General features: G+C 51.9%; 13 protein-coding genes. 5 read left to right on the top strand and 8 right to left on the bottom strand.

Features of this window, described 5'->3' with window-relative positions:
* Positions 1 to 823 precede the first annotated feature (823 nt).
* A complete protein-coding gene (locus GO013_RS13930) occupies positions 824 to 1,867 on the top strand; it encodes a hypothetical protein (RefSeq protein ID WP_163812128.1) in 1,044 nt (347 codons plus the stop codon).
* Positions 1,868 to 1,870: 3 nt separating this feature from the next.
* Entirely contained in the window at positions 1,871 to 4,378 is a 2,508-nt protein-coding gene (locus GO013_RS13925) for a cytochrome ubiquinol oxidase subunit I (protein ID WP_163812126.1), read from the top strand.
* A 62-nt stretch (positions 4,379 to 4,440) separates the two neighbouring features.
* Here GO013_RS13925 and murI read toward each other — a convergent pair whose 3' ends face one another.
* From murI to hcp, 6 genes are all read right to left on the bottom strand, one after another.
* Positions 4,441 to 5,280, bottom strand: coding sequence for a glutamate racemase (murI, locus tag GO013_RS13920; RefSeq protein ID WP_163812125.1), 840 nt, complete (start codon positions 5,278 to 5,280; stop codon positions 4,441 to 4,443).
* Positions 5,281 to 5,384: 104 nt separating this feature from the next.
* The gene (locus tag GO013_RS17295; RefSeq protein ID WP_239057879.1) at positions 5,385 to 6,050 is read right to left on the bottom strand and encodes an HDOD domain-containing protein; all 666 of its coding nucleotides are present in this window, start codon (positions 6,048 to 6,050) and stop codon (positions 5,385 to 5,387) included.
* A gap of 76 nt (positions 6,051 to 6,126) precedes the next feature.
* A complete protein-coding gene (locus GO013_RS17290; protein ID WP_239057878.1) occupies positions 6,127 to 6,648 on the bottom strand; it encodes a hypothetical protein in 522 nt (173 codons plus the stop codon).
* Positions 6,649 to 6,711: 63 nt separating this feature from the next.
* The gene (locus GO013_RS13910) at positions 6,712 to 7,623 is read right to left on the bottom strand and encodes an HD domain-containing protein (protein ID WP_163812123.1); all 912 of its coding nucleotides are present in this window, start codon (positions 7,621 to 7,623) and stop codon (positions 6,712 to 6,714) included.
* Between the two features lie 3 nt (positions 7,624 to 7,626).
* The gene (locus tag GO013_RS13905; RefSeq protein ID WP_163812121.1) at positions 7,627 to 8,865 is read right to left on the bottom strand and encodes an HD domain-containing phosphohydrolase; all 1,239 of its coding nucleotides are present in this window, start codon (positions 8,863 to 8,865) and stop codon (positions 7,627 to 7,629) included.
* Between the two features lie 143 nt (positions 8,866 to 9,008).
* Positions 9,009 to 10,616: a hydroxylamine reductase gene (gene hcp / locus GO013_RS13900; protein WP_163812119.1), complete on the bottom strand. Its 1,608-nt coding sequence runs from the start codon at positions 10,614 to 10,616 to the stop codon at positions 9,009 to 9,011.
* 378 nt (positions 10,617 to 10,994) lie between these two features.
* Between hcp and GO013_RS13895 the strand changes: the two genes are divergently transcribed.
* Positions 10,995 to 14,510, top strand: coding sequence for an ABC transporter substrate binding protein (locus GO013_RS13895; protein ID WP_163812117.1), 3,516 nt, complete (start codon positions 10,995 to 10,997; stop codon positions 14,508 to 14,510).
* A gap of 21 nt (positions 14,511 to 14,531) precedes the next feature.
* Here GO013_RS13895 and GO013_RS13890 read toward each other — a convergent pair whose 3' ends face one another.
* Positions 14,532 to 15,299: a transporter substrate-binding domain-containing protein gene (locus tag GO013_RS13890; RefSeq protein ID WP_239057877.1), complete on the bottom strand. Its 768-nt coding sequence runs from the start codon at positions 15,297 to 15,299 to the stop codon at positions 14,532 to 14,534.
* Positions 15,300 to 15,432: 133 nt separating this feature from the next.
* On the opposite strand from GO013_RS13890, the gene GO013_RS13885 reads away from it, so the two are divergent.
* Entirely contained in the window at positions 15,433 to 18,681 is a 3,249-nt protein-coding gene (locus tag GO013_RS13885) for a response regulator (RefSeq protein WP_163812115.1), read from the top strand.
* A 110-nt stretch (positions 18,682 to 18,791) separates the two neighbouring features.
* On the top strand, positions 18,792 to 19,772 hold the full coding sequence (locus tag GO013_RS13880) for an HD domain-containing phosphohydrolase (RefSeq protein WP_163812113.1): 981 nt from the start codon (positions 18,792 to 18,794) through the stop codon (positions 19,770 to 19,772).
* Between the two features lie 377 nt (positions 19,773 to 20,149).
* Here GO013_RS13880 and folD read toward each other — a convergent pair whose 3' ends face one another.
* The gene (gene folD / locus GO013_RS13875; RefSeq protein ID WP_163812111.1) at positions 20,150 to 21,007 is read right to left on the bottom strand and encodes a bifunctional methylenetetrahydrofolate dehydrogenase/methenyltetrahydrofolate cyclohydrolase FolD; all 858 of its coding nucleotides are present in this window, start codon (positions 21,005 to 21,007) and stop codon (positions 20,150 to 20,152) included.
* Positions 21,008 to 21,222: the final 215 nt, after the last annotated feature.

The following is a 21,222-nucleotide window of genomic DNA, read 5'->3' as shown; positions in this document are numbered from 1 at the left end:
CCTAGCCATGTCGGCCTCCTTTGAGCTTCACTTTTACTGGTATTGTTACCAGATTAAGCCTTGGAGTGCCGACATGGTATTTTTGCGTCCTCCGACCAACCTCGGACAGGAAAGCCTCCGGCAGCTTGTCGAGGTCTGCCTCCGGCGGCTGGGGGAAAGGGAGAGACAAACCCTTTGAAAAGGGCTTTTTCTCTCCCTTTCCCCCTTTCCCCCAGACCCCCAATCCCCCTCTTTTCCTAAACTTTTTACGTGCCTTCGGCAGGTGCGCGCGACAGCGTGAGGCCACAGCTGTCGTCTGGGGTATGGGATGTGGGATGCCTCTGGACTCCCTTCCAGAACTTTTTGGCGCGCCTTCGGCGAGGTTCCACGACATTCATTGAGTGGGATTGAAGAAGGAAGGGATGGGTTAAGAAGTAAGAGAGAAGAGGGGAGAGTTACAGACTCAAGAGCCCCTTGCAGAAAATGTACTTTTTAAAATTCTTCAAAAGAGTCTGTAAAAAATGCAATTTTTACAACGCTTTTCCTGGGAACCGCACGAACTCACGCTGCCGACAGCCTTCGCGAAGCGACACAAAAAGTTTAGGAGAGTCCAGAGAACCCTTCTCAAAGGGTTCTTTGGTGGGTCCAGGGCAACGCCCTGGTCTCACCGAAGGTGCCCCTTGGGAGGGCTGGTCTCCATAGAAAACGTCTCTTGCGAGGGGGTGAATCTTCCCACACAAATTTCGGGTGTCAGAAGGAATAAAGGAAATAGTCCCTTGTACAGCCTCATTAATTGCCCTATATAATACGATTCACGGCATGGATTATTACCAAGGAGCATTCTGTGAATCCCGCATCGCTCATCCCGTTGGCCGAACCAGTCCCTATCCACTGGGCGTGGTTCGATGTGTTGCTGATCGTGACTCTCACGGCCCATCTCATTTTCATGAACGCCCTGGTGGGGTCGGCGGTCATCGGATTGACCCGGACACTTCGGGGGCGGGGGACCGTTATCCGAGAGGTGGGCAAAAAACTGCCGCCGCTGCTCGCCCTGACCATCAATATGGGCGTGGCACCACTTCTTTTTCTTCAGGTGAATTATGGGCATTTCGATTACGTGAGTTCCGTGCTGATGGGCGGCTGGTGGCTTGCGGTCATCGCGGCCCTGATGTTCTCCTATTACGGATTTTATATTTACAAATTCAGATATGATCGGATGGGGGATTCGATGCGGACCGCGCTTTTCGCAACCTCCATCCTCGGACTGCTGTACGTGGGGTGGATGTTCTCAAACAACATGACCATCATGTTGCGTCCTGAAATCTGGAGCAGGTATTTCACGGCAGGCGGCGCGTTTCTCAACTGGTCTGATCCTGTCATTTATCCACGATTCCTTCATTTCATGGTCGGAGCCGTGGCCGTTGGCGGTTTGTTCGTGGCTCTGCTGGGCGGTTTCAGGGCCAATCAGGATATGATTGATACCGGCATGATCTGGTTTACCCGAGGCACATTGGTGAATCTGGCAGTGGGGATCTGGTTCCTGATTTCCCTGCCGCAAGATATTCTGCTCGCGTTCATGGGGAGAAATATACCGGCCACCGCGACACTGGTGGCGTCATTGGTCGCTGCCGCGTTCATGCTCGCCGCAGGATTCAGAAAAGAACCGAAAAAAGCCGCTATATGGGCCGTCATCACGGTGTTCATCATGGTCTGTACCCGACATTGGCTCCGCACACTGTTCCTTGCTCCGTGGTATTCCATGGAATCCACACCGATCACGGGTCGTTACGGCTCGTTCTTTCTCTTTCTCGGATTTTTGGTCGTTGGACTCGCTGCCGTGGCCTACATGATTTCACTCTATTTCAAGTCTCGACAGGGGAGGGCGTAAGTCATGGAATATCCCATCTGGCAACTTTCGACCCTGGGCGGCGGATTCTGGATCGCATTGATCGCGACCATTCACGTCTATGTGGCCCACTTCGCAGTGGGTGGCGGACTGTTCCTCGTACTGACCGAACAGGCAGCGTATCGCACCAATAATATTCATCTGCTCGAATGGGCCAAGAAACACACCAAATTCTTCCTGCTGTTGACCATGGTCTTCGGTGGCGTTTCGGGCGTGGCCATCTGGTTCACGATCGCCCTGCTTGCGCCGGAAGCGACCATCATCCTCATCAAGCAATTCGTGTTCGGCTGGGCCGCCGAGTGGGTCTGTTTCCTTGGTGAAATCGTGGCCCTCATCATTTATTATTATACGTGGAACACCATGAACCGCCGAGATCATGTCATTCTCGGCTGGCTCTATTTCATCTTTGGATGGTTCTCCCTGTTCCTTATCAACGGGATTGTCGGATTCATGCTCACCCCCGGCGAGTGGCTCCAGACCAAGGACTTCTGGGATGGATTCTTCAATCCGTCCTTCTGGCCGTCATTGGTCTTCCGCACATTCTTCAGCGCGGCCTGTGCCGGATTGTTCGGTTTTGTCACGGCCACCCGCATCCCGGATGAAGAGACCCGAATGCTCGCGGTCCGGTCCTGTTCGACCTGGACCATTCTCGGTGTGCTGGCAGTCATTGTTTCGGGCTGGTGGTACATCGCAGCCCTGCCCGCGCCGCAATATGAAATGGTGATGCTCAAATCCCACCGCGTGGCCGGATTCATGCAGTGGTTTTGGATATTTAGCCTGGCAACCATCATCGGCGGACTGCTCCTTGCCATCCGCGCCCCGAAAACCATCAGTTTTCCGCTGGCCTTGGTCGTGCTGCTTGCAGGGCAGGGGCTCTTCGGCTCTTTCGAATTCATCCGTGAAGCCGGACGCAAGCCATACCTCATTTGGGACACGGTTTATTCCACGTCCATTCTCAAGGCGCACATGCCGACTATCAATCAGAACGGGGCTATTGCCTCGGCCAAATGGGCACCGCCGGAACTCAAGGACGGCATCACCGAAACCAACTGGAAACAGGCCGGAGCCTTTCTTTATCAGCTTGAATGTTCTGCCTGTCATTCCATTGGCGGTCCCATGAATGACATTCGCAAACGCACGGCCATGTTCAATACTGACGGACTGGACGCCATGCTCACGGGGATGGGCAAACTCAATACCTATATGCCGCCCTTTGCCGGAAAACCGGACGAAAGGCTGACCCTAGCCCGATACATTACGGAAGAATTGAATGGTACTCCGCCTTCGGACCCGACGGAACGGCCGGAATTGGCCGCAGTCGAGCCCGTGGAATTTGGCGCGGATTCTTCGGAATACGTCCTCACGGCCTGGTGTGCGAGAGGTGCGGGCTTCTATGCCCAAAACGACACTTGGACCCTGTTGCCGCCATCCAATACGCTCCGCGCTCAACTTATTCTGCGCGGTCCCGGTCCTGAACGGGTGCTTGAAGACGTGACCATTACCTATCAGGTCGAAGACGGATTCACGGGCGAACCGTTGTCCGGCACCATGGAACTCAATGAGGAATCCAAACGATTCGAGGCCAAACTCGCTATAGAATCCCGTATGAATGGTGCATACAACCCTCTGCCTGTGGTTGCACTTGAAGCCCGAGACACGGCTGGTGAGATATTAGCGACCGCCAAAGTCGCACTGCCGACCTCGGACCAGATGGGTTGTCGCAACTGCCACGGCGGGGACTGGGCAGAGGGAACCTCCGGCGTGGACTCGGCCACGGTTGAGCATATCCTGGCTGTTCACGATCGCACGAATCGAACCGACCTTGCAGATCGGTCCGGGACCATCGAATGTGCATCCTGCCACGACGACCCCATACAGGGCACCGACGGCAAGGATTCCCGATTGAACTTGTCTGCGGCCATCCACGGCATCCATGCCGTGTACCTCGCTGATCGGGAAGCCGAGAATTCCTGTCTCAAATGCCATCCGGTCTCCACGCTTCGGGGCCAGCACGATCTGGTCGGGTTTGTCTGTACCGATTGTCACGGGACCATGGAAGACCATGCCATCTCCCTGCTCAAGGCGGAACAGGCCCAAGCCGTTCCCGGAGCCGATCGGCTGTTGCAACTTATTGTTCCGCGCACCGTGGGCAATCAGGACGCGATAAATCCACGGACGCCATGGCTCAATCAACCGGACTGCCTGACCTGTCATGTGGACTTCCAGGCACCGGAAACCGATTCAGCTTTCAATAGCTGGACCGATGATCCAAACGCACTCTATGCGGCTCGACGGGATGAAATGGACTCCATGGGATGCGGAGCCTGTCACGGCAGCCCGCACGCCATCTATCCGGCATCGGATCGGGATAATGTCATGCCGTTGCAATATATGGATGAAGCACAAGCCTTTGGCGCAAATGGCAGTTGCGCTGTCTGCCATGGTGAACCCATGGACGACGCGGCCCACCATCCCGGAATGGGTGTGGAATAGAAACGACGAGAACATCACAAGAAAACGCCCCTCACCGGATCATCCGGGAGGGGCGTTCATTTTTACAAATCAACCAGTTCTATTTCGTTTTCCGTAATCGGAGTGCCGAGAAAGCGGGTGCCGGTTCGGGCAAACCGAGGCACGTCATCCGTGGTGAGATATGCGGTTTTCCCGCATCCGGTTCCTGATCGGGTCAGGCCAAGACGGGTCAGCTCGTCAAAAACGGTTTCAGCGGTTGTGGCTGCGGAATCCACAATGGTGACGGATGGCGGTGTGACGGTTCGAATGGCTGGAGCCAACAGCGGGAAATGGGTGCAGCCGAGCACGAGTGTATCCGGGATCACGGGATCGACCGAACCCGAGGCGGGATTGAACACCGGGTCAAGATATCGGGCGGCAACGGCTTCGGGCACAGCCCCGTCGATCCATCCCTCTTCAGCCAGGGCCACGAACAGGGAACAGGGATGCCCCATGGTCCGAGCGGTGGGCACCAGGTGATGAATCGCTCGTTGATACGCGCCACCGGCAATGGTGGATTCCGTGGCAAGTACCGCGATGGTTTGATTTTTCGTGACCGCACAGGCGGCTCTGGCACCGGGTTCGACCACGCCGATCACCGGCACATCGGGATAGGCTTCGCGGATGGCGGTCAAGGCCATGGCTGAGGCCGTATTGCAGGCGACCACCAACAGCTTGATGTCCCGTTTGACCAGTTCGGCACTGCATTGCACCCCGTATCGAGTGACGGTCTGCGGTGATTTGGTGCCATACGGCAACCGGGCCGTATCACCCAGATAGATGACATCTTCGCACGGCATCCGCTGTCTGAGGGCCTTGAGAACAGTCAGTCCTCCCACGCCGGAATCAAACATGCCGATAGGATATGTTGCTTTGGTGTCCATGAAAATTTGCTCCTTGTGCCGACACAGGGACGGCACGCCGCCGAAATCAACATATTTCTTGGAAAAAGTCGAAGTCAATTCACCCCGAATTTCAGCAGCGTCGGTTAGGCTGCCACCGGTTCCGCCGCGTTGTATCCAAGCATTTTCTGGGTCCAGCTTCGTGCCTGAACATACATGAGTTCCGCCTGAAGCGATTCCAGTCCGAACCGTTTGAGCCGGGAGCCTATGCCGCCCCATTCTCCGCGTTCATAACTCATGGCCAAGCGTAACAGGTCCGCGATTTCCCCTTCACCCCGCAGGCCCTGAACCACCGGTTCTTCAAGCGGCAACATGGACACGATGGTGTCCATGGGCAATCCGAGCATCGAATCCAACAGGGAAAACAGGCCGACCATGAACAGTGTGTCCGGTTCACTGGTCTCTCGCACAGAATGTTGGCAGACCGATTCCAAAAATTTTGCCCGATGAACAGCCATATACGCCAATTCTCCGGCCTTGGGTGTCGGATTGAGATCCGCCAGCAAGACACTGCGAAGCCATTGTTTGGTCCGGACCAGGCCCAACATGTCGATGGCTCGTTTTGGGGTTGAAACTTTTTGGACCAATCCCGTGCCCGCCGAATTGATATATCGGAACAATCGATACGACAGGCTGGGGTCTGTCTGAATGATCGACGCGATCCGGGCAGGTTCGACATTCGACTGACTCAATTCGGCCAGAAGTTGCAGTCGGGTCATTTCATTGGTGGATAATTTTTTGCCAGGGATCATTTCCGGCTGACTGAAAAAGAACCCCTGGAAAAGTGTAAAATTCAGTGAACATAATCGGTGAAATGTCTCAGTATCTTCAACCTTTTTCCGCCAAAAGCGTCACCCCCTCGGGAGCACGATGAACGATTTTTTTAATCTGTTCGAAATCGCTGCCAAATTCGAGAATGTCCACCTTGATGATATCGGCCAGATCGAGAAACGGTTGCAAATGGAATTGGCCGCAGTAATCGTCAACAGCGATCGTATACCCGGCGTCTTTGAGCCGCTTCACGGCCTGGAGCGTTTCCTCATGCGGTTTGACGTGTTCGAGAATTTCGATGATACACCGCTCTTTTGGCAGGGAAAAACCACCGTCTTCCACCAGCAGTTTTTCAGGGAAATTGATCAGTATCCGGCTGTCCGAATCCATTCCATCGGTTGCCATGGCCAAACCGTCCGCGATCACGGATGACGTTGCCCGGTCTTCATCAGTCACCAAAGCGATATTTTCTGCACTGGAACGAAAAAGTAACTCGTATCCCCACACCGTTTCGTTGGAACGAAAAACCGGCTGACGAGCAATGAAAACAGTTTCATAAGTAGGAATAATTCTTGCCATAGGCGGACTGTACAGAATTCCAGATCAAATTCAACGAGAATTTCATCATCCCTGCAAGATGGCCTAAATCGAATAGGTCAGTGTGTCGCCCCGCCTGAACCGTGCCAGCACTTCTTCCACATTCTTGACGCCGCCAGCCAGAATTTTTTTCAGATACGTCAGGTTCCGATCAATGGCCTCGGCGTAGAGATCTCTGTCGATTTCCCGCCATTTGCGAAAATATAAACTCATGAATCGGTCCACCTGATTGAATTCCGTGTCCAATCGTACCCTGACCACCGATTCATAAAACGTATTGGTTTTCGAAAACAGATCCATGGCAGAATCATACCCGGGAATCTTGGCCTCCTGAAATTCTTCAAACAACAGGACCAATTTTTCCAGATAATACCGATCCGCTACCTGGGCGAGCAGGTCGGCACTGCCAAGAAAATATCCCATGGTTCGCATACTGTCCGAAGAAAAGGAAATTCTGGCAGGGGACATGGAAAGGACGGTGCATCGAATACAATCGGCGATATCATCCATGTCGGCCTGTGACAGGACTCCGGCAAGGTTGGTTCGCATGAACATGATGGACCGTTCTTCATGTCCGATGGTGTATTTCGCGCCGGTCCCGGTCATATCGTCCTCGGTCTGGATCAGCCCGACATCGTGATACAATGCGGCCAGCAGCCCTTTCAGACAGGCCTTTTCAGCAAATTGATGTCCTTCAACCAAGGCTCCACCGATGAGTCTGGCTGTGGCCAACACCACAGCGCAGGTGTGTTCAAAATCATGATATTTCGTGTTGCTGGCACGATATCCGGGATAGAGGCCAAAAAATAATTGCTCCACATCTTCAAATGCTTTCTTGAAAATGCTGCCGTCGTAGTCCGCAAAGAAAACACGAAAAATATCTTCGGTTTCTCGGCGAACACACTCTCCGTCTGCCGGATCGACAAAATCATACAGTTTCGGTGTTGGATGCGTCATGGGCTACACCGTTTCATTGTCCGTCCATTTTTCACGAATGGCCTTGATGACCGGGAATATTTCGAAAAAAATCTCCACGATTTCAGGATCAAAATGGGTCCCGGAATCTTTTTCCAGGATGCCCAGACATTTTTCATCGGGAAAGGGGTCCTTGTAAGATCGTGGCGAGGCCAACGCGTCATAGACATCGGCCACGGCACAGATACGTGCCGCCAAAGGAATAATTTCCCTCTTTTTCGGTTCTCCTCCCAAAATGAGTTCATCATTCCAGACATCAGCGTTCGGAACCCCCGGATACCCACGACCTTCCCATTTCTCATGATGACACAGCGCGATCTCCATGGACATGCGATCCAGCTCCGAGGTCTGGTTCTTGAACAACCGTGCCCCAAAGATGGTGTGCCACTTCATGGCATCGAATTCTTCGTCTGTGAGTTTGGCAGGTTTTTTCAAAATCGTATCAGAGATACCGACCTTGCCGACGTCATGGAGCATGGCGGCCAGACGGATGTTATCCCGAACATGTTTGATTGCCTTGGGGCTGTGGTTTCGCCTTGAAGCCCATGTTTCATAAATTTCCGCAGAATATGCCCCAACCCGTTGAACGTGAGGACCTGTTTCCGACGGGTCCCGCAGCTCGGCCATCTGCATCATGCGCAAAATCAGTTCACGGTTCATGATGCCCCGTTCAATGGCCACGGATGCGTTATTGCAAAACAGGGGAATATAGGTCCGGGCCTCTTCGGAAAAAGGCCCGATCTTGCCCATCTCGTTTTTCGCGTTGATCAACTGCATGACTCCCACCAGACGACTTTCCTGCGCAATGAGGGGGATGGTTAGCATGGAAGTGGTTCGATACCCGGATTTTTCATCAAAGGATTTATTGAAACTGAAAGGCAGCGTGGGGTCCAGTTCGTAGGCATCGTCAATGGCGAGACTCTGTCGTGTCTTGGCCACATATCCCACGATGGATTGTTCACTGATAGGAATGCCAAAATTCTGATAGAGGGCGGCGTTGGTGGTTTCCTTGCAAAACAGCGTGTCGTTTTGCACATAGCTGAAGATCAGAGTGTCGTTCTCGACAAGAAAAATCGACCCGGCGTCAGCACCAGACAATTGTCTGGATTCATACAAGATTTTATCAAGAATAGTATCAACATCCTTGAGCTGGTTAACCTCTTCACTCGTCTTGAGAATGGCCATCACCGCCTGATCGCGGCTGGCGAGTCGTTCGATAGACATGCGCGCTCCCCGTGTAATGATATGCAACTATATTGCGTAATCCATACAAAAAAGCAAGGAATCCACCAAATGAATACCATAAAGAAACCGTCCTGCCAGTCGCAACTGGCAGGACGGTTTCAGGGAATTTCACCCGATTTCGATTAACCGAGCAATTCGGCCAGATCTTCGTCAGGAGTGGCGATCGGTGCGATGTTATAATTTTCCACAAGGTAGTTCAGAACGTTGGGAGTAATGAACGCCGGCAGTGTTGGTCCGAGTTTGATATTCTTGATCCCGAGGGCCAGCAGGGACAGCAGGATGGCAACGGCCTTCTGTTCATACCAGGACAGGACCAGGGACAGCGGCAGGTCATTGACGTCGCAGTCAAAGGCCTCGGCCAGGGCCATGGCGATTTTTACGGCGGAATAGGCGTCGTTGCACTGCCCCACATCGAGGAGACGGGGGATGCCACCGATATCGCCAAGCTGTTTGTCGAAGAAACGGAACTTGCCACACGCCAGGGTCAGGATAATGGTATCCTCAGGTGCTTTTTCAACAAACTCGGTGTAATAATTACGACCGGGCTTGGCTCCGTCACATCCACCGACCAGGAAGAAATGACGAATGTCACCAGCCTTGACCGCATCGATCACGGTTCCGGCCACAGACATCACTGCATTGCGGGCAAATCCGACCATGACGGTGCCCTTGTCCGTATCTTCCGGGAAACCGGGCATTGCCAAAGCTTTTTCAATCACTGGAGTGAAGTCGTCATTGGAAACATGCACGGCACCAGGCCATCCGACCAGGCCGGTGGTGAAAATGGCGTCAATGTAATTCTTGGGGTCCTGAATGCAGTTGGTGGTCATCAGGATGGACCCGGGGAAGGCCGCGAATTCTTTTTTCTGATTCTGCCAGGCAGTACCGTAGTGGCCTGCGAAATGGGGATACTTTTTCAATCCCGGGTACCCGTGACAGGGCAACATTTCACCGTGGGTGTATATATTGATGCCCATGCCTTCGGTTTGTTTGAGCAGGGTATCCAGATCTTTCAAATCATGACCAGAAACCAGAATAGCCTTGCCGGCGGTGGCTCCGAGTTTGACTTCGGTGGGTTCGGGATGCCCATAGGTCGAAGTATTGGCAGCGTCCAAAATTTCCATGGCGCGAATGTTGATTCGACCACAATCAAGAGCGGCTTCAACACATTCTTCCAGAGTCAGGTCCGTGGACAGGGTGACGACCAGCAGTTCCTGAATTCTTGCGTACAAGGCATTGTCTTCATGACCAAGGATAGCCGCGTGATCCGCATAGGCCGCGACACCTTTCAAACCATAGATCAAGGTTTGTTTGAGGGACTTGAGGTCCGCATTGGGTTCAGGGTCTTTTTCCACCCCATGTTCCTTGCCCTGCGCAACCATGCCGGCAATATCAACGGCAGGAGTGAACACCGCAGGACCGTCAAAAACAACGCCCGGAACCTTGGTTTTCAATGCTTCACGGAGGGAAACACACTGATTGATAAGTTTCACAAACCGTTCGTCGTCAAAGTTGACATTGGTCAGGGTGGAAAAAACAGCTTCCACCGTAAAGCGGTTCACAGCCGCGTCTTCAATACCGGCTTCGCGAGCAGCGACAGCGACCTGCGAAAGGCCTTTGGTCAGATACATCAAGAGGTCCTGAAGGGATGCCGTATTGTCGGTCTTGCCACACACGCCGATTCTGGTACATCCACCCTTGGCAGTTTGTTCGCACTGATAACAAAACATGATTTCACTCCTTGTTGTGATGAATTTCCGTTTGGAGATTCTAGATGTATGCGAAACCTGATGACAAAAGTATGACTTGAGTCAAAAACGGGACAAAAAAACGACATATGACACCAAAATGGACGGTCCTGTCTTCAGATTGGACACGACATATATAAAGAAGGCTTCGCCAACCATCATCCTCCATACCATGTCCTGCATTCTGTTGCGTATTATTTTGTCAGAAAAAGATATGCCCTTTTCGGTTCGATTTATCCTGAAAAAAAGGAGCAACACCGGCCCAGCACATGGAGACTTCCTCCAAAATTTGTGTTTCACTTTATTAATTCTCACCCTTTTGGTATTCAGTGAGTCCGAAAAGCCAACCCCGGGAAGATCATGTCACGTCGTCTCCATTTTCATTCAACTCGCCTTGTGCTGCTCGCAGCCCTTGTCACGCTGTGCGTGGTGCTTTCTTCTCCGGCATGGTCCGGCAGTAAAAAGCAAATTCTTTTGCTCAACTCGTATCATCATAATTTCCAGTGGAGTGAAGATATCCTGCGTGGACTGACCGATGTGCTTCGCCCTCGTGAAACCGGGATGCTACTGCATATTGAAAATATGGACACCAAACGGGTGGAATTCAATACTCATTATGCACAGCAACTCCTGGAAGTTTTCAGGCACAAATATCAGGATATTGATCTGGATCTCATTTTTGCGACAGATGATAACGCCTTTCTTTTTCTAAAAAAATATCATGAAATTTTATTCCCTGATATCCCAGTGGTTTTTTGTGGAGTCAATTCGTTTTCTGCTGAATCCATGCTTGATTTTCCCTCCTTCACAGGCGTTTCGGAATCCATCAACGCCAAAGACACCCTCTGGTGGGCGCTCAAGCTGCACCCACACACCAAGTCCATTTACATCATCAACGACGATACCCCTTCGGGTCGATCCATCACCCAGGCCATCAAAAGCCAACTGAAAACATTTTCGCCACATATCAAAATAACCTACGCCGAAAATCAAAATTTTTCTGAAATTCTGGCCAACGTCCAATCCATGCCCCGAAATGGGCTTATCCTTCAGGGGATTTTTAACCGAGATCGGGACGGACAATTTTATGATCTGTCCGAGACCACTGAAATCCTGTCAGAAAAATCTAATGTTCCCGTCTATGGCCTGTTTGATTTTGACCTTGGACACGGCATTGTCGGTGGCCTGCTCACCAGAGGCTATGACCAAGGACAGGCCATGGCGCAGATGGCCCTGCATGTCCTCGCCGGACGCAATCCACAAAACATTCCCGTGCTCCATCATACGGCGTACAATCCCATGTTCGACTACACGCAGATGAAACGATTCGGGGTGAATCTGGAAGAATTGCCTGATGGAAGTGATGTCATCAACCGACCGTCTTCTTTTTACTCGGCCCACGCCGACTTCATTTGGCTCGGCAGCGGACTGGCGATTGCCCAGAGCGTCATCATCCTTCTCCTCATCGTAAATATCAGCAGGCGCAGACGAGCAGAAAAGGATTTGCGCCAGATTCAGCGTTCACTCGAAGAACGTGTCCGGCAAAGGACCACCACCATGATGAATTCGGAAAAGGCTCTACGAACGGTCTTCGATTCCGCTCAGGATGCCATTTTTATCCATGACAAGGGCGGACGAATCATCGAGGCCAATAACCGGACACTGGAAATGTACGGATTCAAGGGCCAAGACCCTCAAAATATCTCCATTGCCAGGGACATGTCGAGCCGAGACAATCCTATTTATCGACTCTCTTCCATCTGGAAAAATGCCCTGAGTGGTCAGCCGCAAAACTTCGAATGGCGGGCAAAACGGATCAGTGATGAGCACGAATTTGATGTGGAAGTCTCACTCAATCATATCCTTTTCCGGGATCAAGATGCCATTTTGGCCAATGTTCGGGATATTTCAATCCGCAAAGAATCGGAAAATAGCATCCGGCAGTCTCTGTTCAAATTCGAAGCGATTTTTGAGAATTCTCTTGTCGGCATATCCATGTCCAGCAAAGAGGCTCTTGCGGCCATCAACCAACGGGGAGCGGAAATATTCGGGTACACTCAGGGTGAAATCCTGACGATGGATCTCGTTTGTCTGTTCGAAAATCAGGAAGAAAAGGACGCATTTTTGGTTCAGGCAAAGGAGGCCCTGCACCACAACGGCGTTTTCAATACCGAACGGGCCTTTATCAACAAGTCGGGAGTGCCGGTATGGTGCCGCATGTATGCCAAGGCCGTTGATCCGCACCAATTGGACAAGGGGATCATCTGGGCATGGGATGACATCACCCTGAATAGAAGCACACGAGAAGATCTCATGCGCGCCCGTGAAGATGCTGAGGCCGCAAACCGGGCCAAATCGGAATTCCTTGCGGCCATGAGCCATGAGATACGAACGCCCATGAATGCCATCGTGGGCATGACAGACATTACACTCCAGACCGACCTGAACGAGGAACAACGAGATTATCTCAAAACGGTTCAGGATTCGGCTCAGCATCTGCTGTCCATCATCAACGATATTCTGGATCTGTCGAAAATTGAAGCGCAGAAACTGGAACTTGATCATGTGGATTTTGATCTCATTTTCCACGTGCGCACCACCATCAAGGGGCTGGAAATTCAGGCCCGGCAAAAAGGGCTGGACCTCATTCTTCAAGTGGACGAATCCGTTCGTACCTGCGTCAAAGGCGATCCGTTGTCGCTCAGGCAGGTGCTGGTTAACCTGGTCGGCAACGCCATCAAGTTTACCCATCGAGGCGCTATCACCATTCGGGTACTGCCTGCCAAAACGCCCCCGGCACAAGACAGCCCGGACCTGACGGAAGGTATCGCCTTTGAAGTGGAAGACACCGGCATCGGCATTCCCCAGGAATTCATGGATTCGGTTTTTCAGAGTTTTTCACAGACCACCAGAGCCTTTGGCGGCACCGGGCTGGGGTTGGCCATCTGCAACCGGCTCATTTCGCTCATGGGCGGAGAAATTCACGTTCAATCGACTGTGGGGCAAGGCAGTATCTTTTCTTTCACGGTCTGGTTCGAACAAGGCGAGTCCTGTTCAATTCCCCCAGTCAACAAGCGTTCAGTGCCAGAAGCACCACAACGCCCCATTCGAATACTGGTGGCAGAAGACAATGACGTCAACGTCATGGTCACCACGCTCAAATTGGAAGATCTCGGGTATTCATATCAAGTCGCCGGGACCGGACTGGCGGTTCTCGATCTGCTCAAACGGGAGCCGTTCGACCTGATTCTGATGGACATCGAAATGCCCGTACTCGATGGTATTTCAACGACAAAGACCATTCGGTCCGCTGTGCCCGGTGGTCCCATTCCAAATCCCGACATCCCCATCATCGGCGTCACGGCACACGCTCTCAAGGAATTCAGAGACAAGAGCCTGGACGCGGGCATGAACGATTACATTTCAAAACCCGTTGATTTTCTTGAACTTGCAACCATCATTAATAGACTGATCGGAACGGCTCCGCCTGTTCCGCCCCAAAAAACCGAAAAAATTGAAAAAACGATCAGTCCCCGGCCAAATACTCCGGGCGAAACGTGGACGCCAGACGCAGCAATGGACTATCTCGGTGTGGACAAGGCCACATTTGAGGATTTCCTGTTTGCCGCGCGGACCGAATTGAACACCAGAACGGAAGAATTGAAGCAGACATTGGATGCACAGGACCCGAGCAATGCCCACGCCCTGGCGCACACCATCAAGTCAATATGCATGTCCATCGGTGCGGACGCAGCGGCACAGGCTGCGGCCAGCCTTGAGACGGCCTGTCGGGAAAAAACGAACACGCCGGAGCAACTGATCGCCTTCCAGAAAGAGATGACCTTGCTCGTTCAGATCATGGACACCCATTTGTAGTTCGTTGTTAGACCGATACATTTAAAATCGGAAAAGATACCGTTTGGCAATCGCGTTATAGGTTCCATCTTCCCGCATCTGCGCCAAAACGTGTTCAAAGGTATTGATAAGAGCGTCCTTGTCTTCAAGCTCCGAAGCCCGGGAAAGGACCAGATACGACGGTTTGTCCTCGATAATCTTTTTGGGCAGATACACGATGGAACTGGTCATCCCCATGGGTTTCAACAGTGCGTAGGTGACATCCATATTCCCGATGAACCCATCGATTTCTCCTTCGAGAAGCCCTCGCACGGACGCGACGATATCGGGATATTCCCTGACTTCAACACGACCATCAGCCCGAGCCGCAGCAAATTCCTCTCCCAAGGAAACTCCGGCGACCTTGCCGAGAATCTTGCCGCGCAGGTCGTCATAGGTCCGAAAGGAGAATTTGGTCCCCACCTTGGTGAAGATGACATAATCACTCACATGAACAGGTGCCGCATCCATGAAAATGGCAAACTGCTCGCGTTCAGGATTTTTGAACAAGGAGGTCGCACCAACACACTCGCCGCTTTTGATCATGGACACGACCGTTTCCCACGGTTTGCATTCTATCTTGATCGGGACGTCCGCCCGACGGGCGATTTCTGTCAACACATCCACATCAATACCGGCGGGATGGCCTTCGACCATCATCGAATAGGGGGCAAAATCCCGGTCAGCCACAAACAATACACTCTCCGAAGCCCTGACCGGAACAACCAGCAGGGTTACAAGACAAACGATCATCATGAAAATACGGTGCATCAATTTTCTCCTGAAACTTTTGGATTTTCATATGGTAGCGTGTTCCCGGCTTCGGCACAAGGGACCATGGACAGAGCGACGAGAGGCGTGGTACCTCTTTTGGCCTTTCCATACTCAGCCAAAGGACCGCCGTGTGAACTTGCCCAGCATACTCATCATCGACGCCTTCCCTGCCGATAGGGCGTCACTGGTCAATCGTCTCGACGCATCTGGCTACACGCTCGCGACAACGTCAAACATCTGTTTCGCGCAAAAAATTCTTGCCGATACCCACCCGGATATTGTGCTTCTCGACGCGGATCTGCCGGGCATGTCCGCGCTGGAAGCCCTTGATTTTCTGGCCTGCTCCGCACCATTGCCGCCGGTTATCGTGTTGTCCCAAAGCAGCACGCCTCGGGACATCGTCGCCGCCATTCGGCACGGGGCATACGACTATGTGGTCAAGGACCACACCATGCCGGACGAACTCGACCGAATCCTTTCGCTATTTTTCACTGTCCCGGTCTCTTCGACACCATCAGAAGTGGACACGGCCTTTTCTCCTGGGCAACCATCCTTGCAAGCCATTATTGACGCTGTGCCGAATCAGATTTTCTACAAAGATCTTCAAGGTCGGTATATCGGCTGTAATCAGGCGTTCATCGACTATATAGGACTGCCAAGAGAGACCCTTATCGGCAAACGGATCGAAGACATTCAGCCTGAAAACGAAGCCGCATTTTTTACAGAAAGAGATCAAAAGGTTTTTACCCATGGGCCGTTTCAGGAATACGAAAAAACCCTGCTCATCAAAGGAGAAAAGCGGCATATTCTGATGCGCAAGGCCCTGTTTCATGATCAGAATGATACCCCCGCTGGGTTGGTCGGAGTGACCACAGACATTACTCGCCAGTTACAGACAAAAAAAGCCAAGGAAAAAAGCGACCAACGATATCGACAGGTCTTCGAGGCCACCGGAACCGCCACAGTCATCGTGGAGGAAAATACGATTATCTCCAAGGCAAACAAGCAGTTTGCTACACTTTCTGGCAGGAAACTTGATGAAATTGAAGGAAAAATGTCGCTCATCGATTTTGTGGCCCCGGAAGATCAGGTATTGGTTCTGACACACCATGCCACACGCCGAGTCGCCACCCATACGACTCCCACGTCTTATGAATTCCGATTCGTCAACACGGCAGGAGCCATTCGCTACATCCATATTCAGATCGACATGTTGGGTGAAGGTTCCCAATCCATTGCCTCCATGATTGATATCACCGATTTGAAACAATCGGAAAACAGACTCAAACTTGCCTTGGGAGAAATGCAGGTCATCCAGCAAAACTCCTTGGTCGGCATGGGCATGTTTCGCCACGGAACCATCCAACGAATCAATGAACGGGCGGAAGATATCTTTGGCGTTCAACGAAACGACCTGTTGCACACGGACGGCTCACACCTCTTTCGATCCAGGCGACATTACGAAAGTTTCCGACGACGCGTGCAAATAGCCTTGATCGAAGAGGGGGAGTACCTGGCCGAACATCAATTCGTTCGCCCGGACGACATCATGTTGCGGGCCACAATATTCTTCAAGGCAGTAGACAGGGACAACCTCGACCAGGGAATCAGTTGGACCGTGGTGGACATCACCAAACGACGCTATACCGAAGCCGTGACACACCTTCTCTATCGCATTTCCAACACGGTGAGCACCACCTCTGATCTCGACGAACTGTATCACCGCATCCACGCCATTCTCAGCGGGCACATCGCGGCCAGAAATTTTTTCATCGGCTTGCTGGATGCGCAACGCAAGCACCTGAAATTCACGTACTATGCCGATGAAAAAGACGATTTCATGGGTAAAGTATTCAACATCCACACGCACCACAAAACCAGCCTGAGTGTCGAAATCATCAAAAGCGGCAAGCCCATGCTCATCAGCACCAAAGGCCCGTCCGAACACAACAGAACGACCTGTGACGCGTTTCATGTGGCCCGTTCAGACTATTTTCGCGAAAAAGGCATCAACGAAGAGGCCATGATTGGCAGCCAGGCTCAGGCATGGCTCGGTGCTCCCCTTAAAATCAAAGGGGAGGTTGTCGGTGTGATGGCTGTCCAATCATACACGAATCCGTACCAGTTCTCTCGCCGCGATGTGGACATGCTGACCTCGGTTTCCGAACAGATCGCCCTAGCCATTGAACGCAAGGGATTTGAACAGGATCTTCGGCTGACCAAAGAACAGGCAGAAGCGGCAAACCAGTCCAAAAGTGAATTTCTGGCCAATATGAGTCATGAAATCAGAACGCCTCTGAATGGGGTACTCGGCATGTTGCAACTGGCCCAGCGGACCAGCCTTACCGACGAGCAGACCGATTACATCGAAACGGCAATTGCTTCAGGGAAAAGTCTGCTTTCCATCATCAACGATATTTTGGATTTTTCAAAAATCGAAGCCGGAAAACTGGAAATACTCACTGAACCCTTTTCTCTCAAGGGACTGATTCAGGATGTTGTGTCGCCATTCAAACCGCAGGCCTCTGACAAGGGACTGGACCTGACAGTTCACATCAACAAAAATGTCCCGCCTTTGGTCATCGGAGGGAAAACCAGACTCAAACAGATTCTTTTCAATCTCATCGGAAACGGGATTAAATTTACCCCTAAGGGAAAAGTCGCTATCACCGTTCGCTGTCTTGAAAAAGACACGCAAGCCGGCACGGTTCGTCTGCTCTTCTCCGTCAAGGATACCGGCATCGGCATTCCGAACAACATGCTCGACAGCATATTTGAACCGTTCACCCAGGTCGATGGCTCATATATCCGTCAACATCAAGGAACAGGTCTCGGTCTCGGCATCGTCAAACGGCTTGTCCATCTCCTCCACGGCCAATTGGCCATCGACAGTACGCACACCAAGGGAACAACCATTCACCTGACCCTCGACATGCTTTTCGAACCATTTGCCCTCACTTCCAAAACCCCACACCGCCAGGCAACCAAATCCCTCAAGGAAGGGCTTTCCTTTCTTGTGGTGGAAGACAACCGGATCAATCGGCACATGGCAACGCAGATGCTCGGCAAGCTTGGCCACATGTCAGAGACGGCCTCCAATGGACAAGAGGCCCTGGACAAACTCAGAGAGCGTTCATTTGACGCCGTGTTCATGGACATCCAAATGCCCGATATGGATGGTGTGCAGGCCACGGAAATTATCCGAAATGCCTCCCCCGATTCCGCCCTGAACCCCTATATCCCCATCATTGCCATGACCGCCCACGCCATGCTTGGAGACCGCGAAATGTTTCTCAACAGCGGCATGACAGATTACATCGCCAAACCCATCGACTTCATCGAAATAGAATCGGTCCTCAAGCGTCTTTTTCAGGATTGAAAATTGGCACCTTGACCATGCTTCAACGCATTGTTCTATATGTTAATTGTTTAGACATTTTCTCGATTTTCACTAGCATTTCAAAGCTGCTTATTATATGAAATTCGAACATGGGTACAAAATTAAGAGCCGCTCGGCCGGTATCCTACTTTCCCGTACCTCCGGTCATGATGTTTCCGGAAGCGTTGGGGGAATTTTCTATCTACCTTTGGCGGGGTGGAGACTTTGTCCTTTACACCGCCTCCGGCCAGAAATTCACCATTCGCCATAGTCAGGTTCTTCACAAGAACGGTATCAAGGAAATCTACATTCAGGGGACTGACAAACCGCTGTATGAAAAGTATATTGAGCAAAACCTGGGTACAATCATTCAGGACGAGACGCTCTCTATTTCTGTCCGTACCAAAATTCTTTACGAAGCCGCCAACGTGGTCATGCAGAACGTTTTTGAACGCAAGCTGCCAAGTGCACTTCGCGCCAGGCACTTCGACCGCATTTCCGCCGTGGTCAAAAATTCCATCAAGTTCCTCGCTGCCGACAACTCACTTTCATCTGTCGCCCCGTTCATCTCACACGACTACAAGACATACACCCATTGTATGCAGGTGTTCATCTATTCGGTCGCCCTTTTTCAAACCTACGAAATGAGCGACCACGAAGTTTTCGAATTCGGATTGGGAGCACTTCTACACGATGTTGGCAAAGCCAAAATTCCCAAACGAATTCTCAACAAACGCGGTCCTCTGACTCAGGCAGAACGCGAAATCATCAAGGAACATCCCGTTCATGGTGTTTCCATGTGCGCACATCTGCCCATGACGCAAAATACCATCAACTGCATTCTTTTTCATCACGAAACTCTCGATGGCAAAGGATACCCCGCCGGAATCAGAGGCGACAACGTTCCCATGCCCGTCCGCATTATCACGCTTACCGATATTTACGACGCCCTCACGACAAACAGACCCTACGCCGAAGCCATGCAACCCTACGAAGCACTCTCTCTCATTCGAAATGAAATGAGGGCAAGTGTCGATATGCAAATCTTCAAACGATTCGTCGCCATACTCAGCGGCGCCGAAATTATCTAATAGTCCAAGGGGACGCCTTTGTATGCCTCCGGCGGCCAGAGGGGAACCTCTTGGAAGAGGTTCCCCTCTGGACTCCCTTCCAGAACTTTTTATCGCGCCTTCGGCGGGTTCTCACGACATTCGTTGAGTGGGATTGAAGAAACAAGAGAGATGAAAGAGGGGATGGGTAAAGAAAAGACATGTTTTAAGCCTTTTCAATAGAGTTTGTAAAAAATACCATTGTTTACAACGCTCTTTCAAGAGCCGCACGAAAAAATGCTGCCGACAGCCTCGAGCGAAGCGAGCGACAAAAAGTTTCGGAGAGTCCAGAGAACCCTTTTCAAAGGGTTCTCTGGTCCCGCTGAAAGCGACTGCCGGTAGGCTCCCGCTGAAAGCGATTATGCGCCGACGTGCATTTTGAAGGCTTCGAGTGTGTTGACCATCAGTTGTGCGATGGTCATTGGTCCCACGCCGCCGGGGACCGGTGTCATGGCGTGAACCTTGTCTTTGAGTCCTTCGAAATCGCAATCTCCGGCGAGTCCTTCGTCAGTTCGGTTGATGCCGACATCCACCACGACAGCGCCTTCCTTGACCATATCGGCGGTCACGAAATTGGGCCGTCCGATGGCTGCGAAGATGAAGTCCGCTTCCAGGCATTCTTCTTTGAGATTTTGTGTCCGGGAATGGCAGAGGGTCACGGTGGCGTTGGCGCAGGGACCGCTTTGGGACAGCATCATGGCAAGGGGTTTGCCCACGATGTTGGAGCGTCCGATAACCACGGCTTTTTTGCAGGCCGGGTCCAGATCGTAGCGTTTCAGCAGGTTGATGACACCGGCGGGAGTGCAGGGCTTGAAGCCCGGCAGGCCGAGGGACATCTTGCCCACGTTCACGGGATGGAATCCATCCACGTCCTTGTTCGGATCAATGAGATCCAGGATTTTTTGGGAATCCAATCCCTCGGGCAGGGGGAGCTGAACGAGAATGCCGTCGACGTTGACGTCGCGGTTCAGTTTCTGGATCAGTCCTTCGAGTTCGAGTTGTGTGGTTGTTTCAAGGCGGTGCGGCATGGATTCGATGCCACAATCGGTGCAGGCTCGTTCCTTGTTCCGCACATAGACCTGGCTGGCCGGGTCTTCACCTACCAACACTACTGCCAGACCGGGTTTGCGACCATATTTGGCTGCCAATCCGACAGTTTCCTCTTGTATTTCGGCTCGAATTTTCGCCGCTGTTCCCTTTCCGTCCAGAAGAATCATGTTGTGCCTCCACGGCTTTCAGGATCACGTAAATTTGCTGTGCAACAGAGCCAACCACCCCTGGCGACTTGTCACAGGCCTTGGCCGGTACCTAAAGAAAAAGACGCAACTATGCAACTCGCATATTTCTATCGGGTTCAAGGTACATGGGGGCCGAACGCGGTATACTTTGGGAATCCGCTATGGTAAATTACTGAAATTAAGCGGTTAATTTT

The organism is Pseudodesulfovibrio sp. JC047 (assembly GCF_010468615.1).
Taxonomy (GTDB): Bacteria; Desulfobacterota; Desulfovibrionia; order Desulfovibrionales; family Desulfovibrionaceae; genus Pseudodesulfovibrio.
The sequence above is the reverse complement of the archived record's forward strand: the minus strand, read 5'-3'. Positions and strand labels throughout refer to the sequence as shown.

Coding starts and splice junctions, on each gene's coding strand:
- murI (WP_163812125.1), bottom strand. CDS start 5,280: ATGGACACCAAAGCAACATATCCTATCGGCATGTTTGATTCCGGCGTG.
- GO013_RS13895 (WP_163812117.1), top strand. CDS start 10,995: ATGTCACGTCGTCTCCATTTTCATTCAACTCGCCTTGTGCTGCTCGCA.
- GO013_RS17290 (WP_239057878.1), bottom strand. CDS start 6,648: ATGGCAAGAATTATTCCTACTTATGAAACTGTTTTCATTGCTCGTCAG.
- GO013_RS13890 (WP_239057877.1), bottom strand. CDS start 15,299: ATGCACCGTATTTTCATGATGATCGTTTGTCTTGTAACCCTGCTGGTT.
- GO013_RS13905 (WP_163812121.1), bottom strand. CDS start 8,865: ATGTCTATCGAACGACTCGCCAGCCGCGATCAGGCGGTGATGGCCATT.
- folD (WP_163812111.1), bottom strand. CDS start 21,007: ATGATTCTTCTGGACGGAAAGGGAACAGCGGCGAAAATTCGAGCCGAA.
- GO013_RS13910 (WP_163812123.1), bottom strand. CDS start 7,623: ATGACGCATCCAACACCGAAACTGTATGATTTTGTCGATCCGGCAGAC.
- GO013_RS17295 (WP_239057879.1), bottom strand. CDS start 6,050: ATGATCCCTGGCAAAAAATTATCCACCAATGAAATGACCCGACTGCAA.
- GO013_RS13925 (WP_163812126.1), top strand. CDS start 1,871: ATGGAATATCCCATCTGGCAACTTTCGACCCTGGGCGGCGGATTCTGG.
- hcp (WP_163812119.1), bottom strand. CDS start 10,616: ATGTTTTGTTATCAGTGCGAACAAACTGCCAAGGGTGGATGTACCAGA.
- GO013_RS13880 (WP_163812113.1), top strand. CDS start 18,792: ATGGGTACAAAATTAAGAGCCGCTCGGCCGGTATCCTACTTTCCCGTA.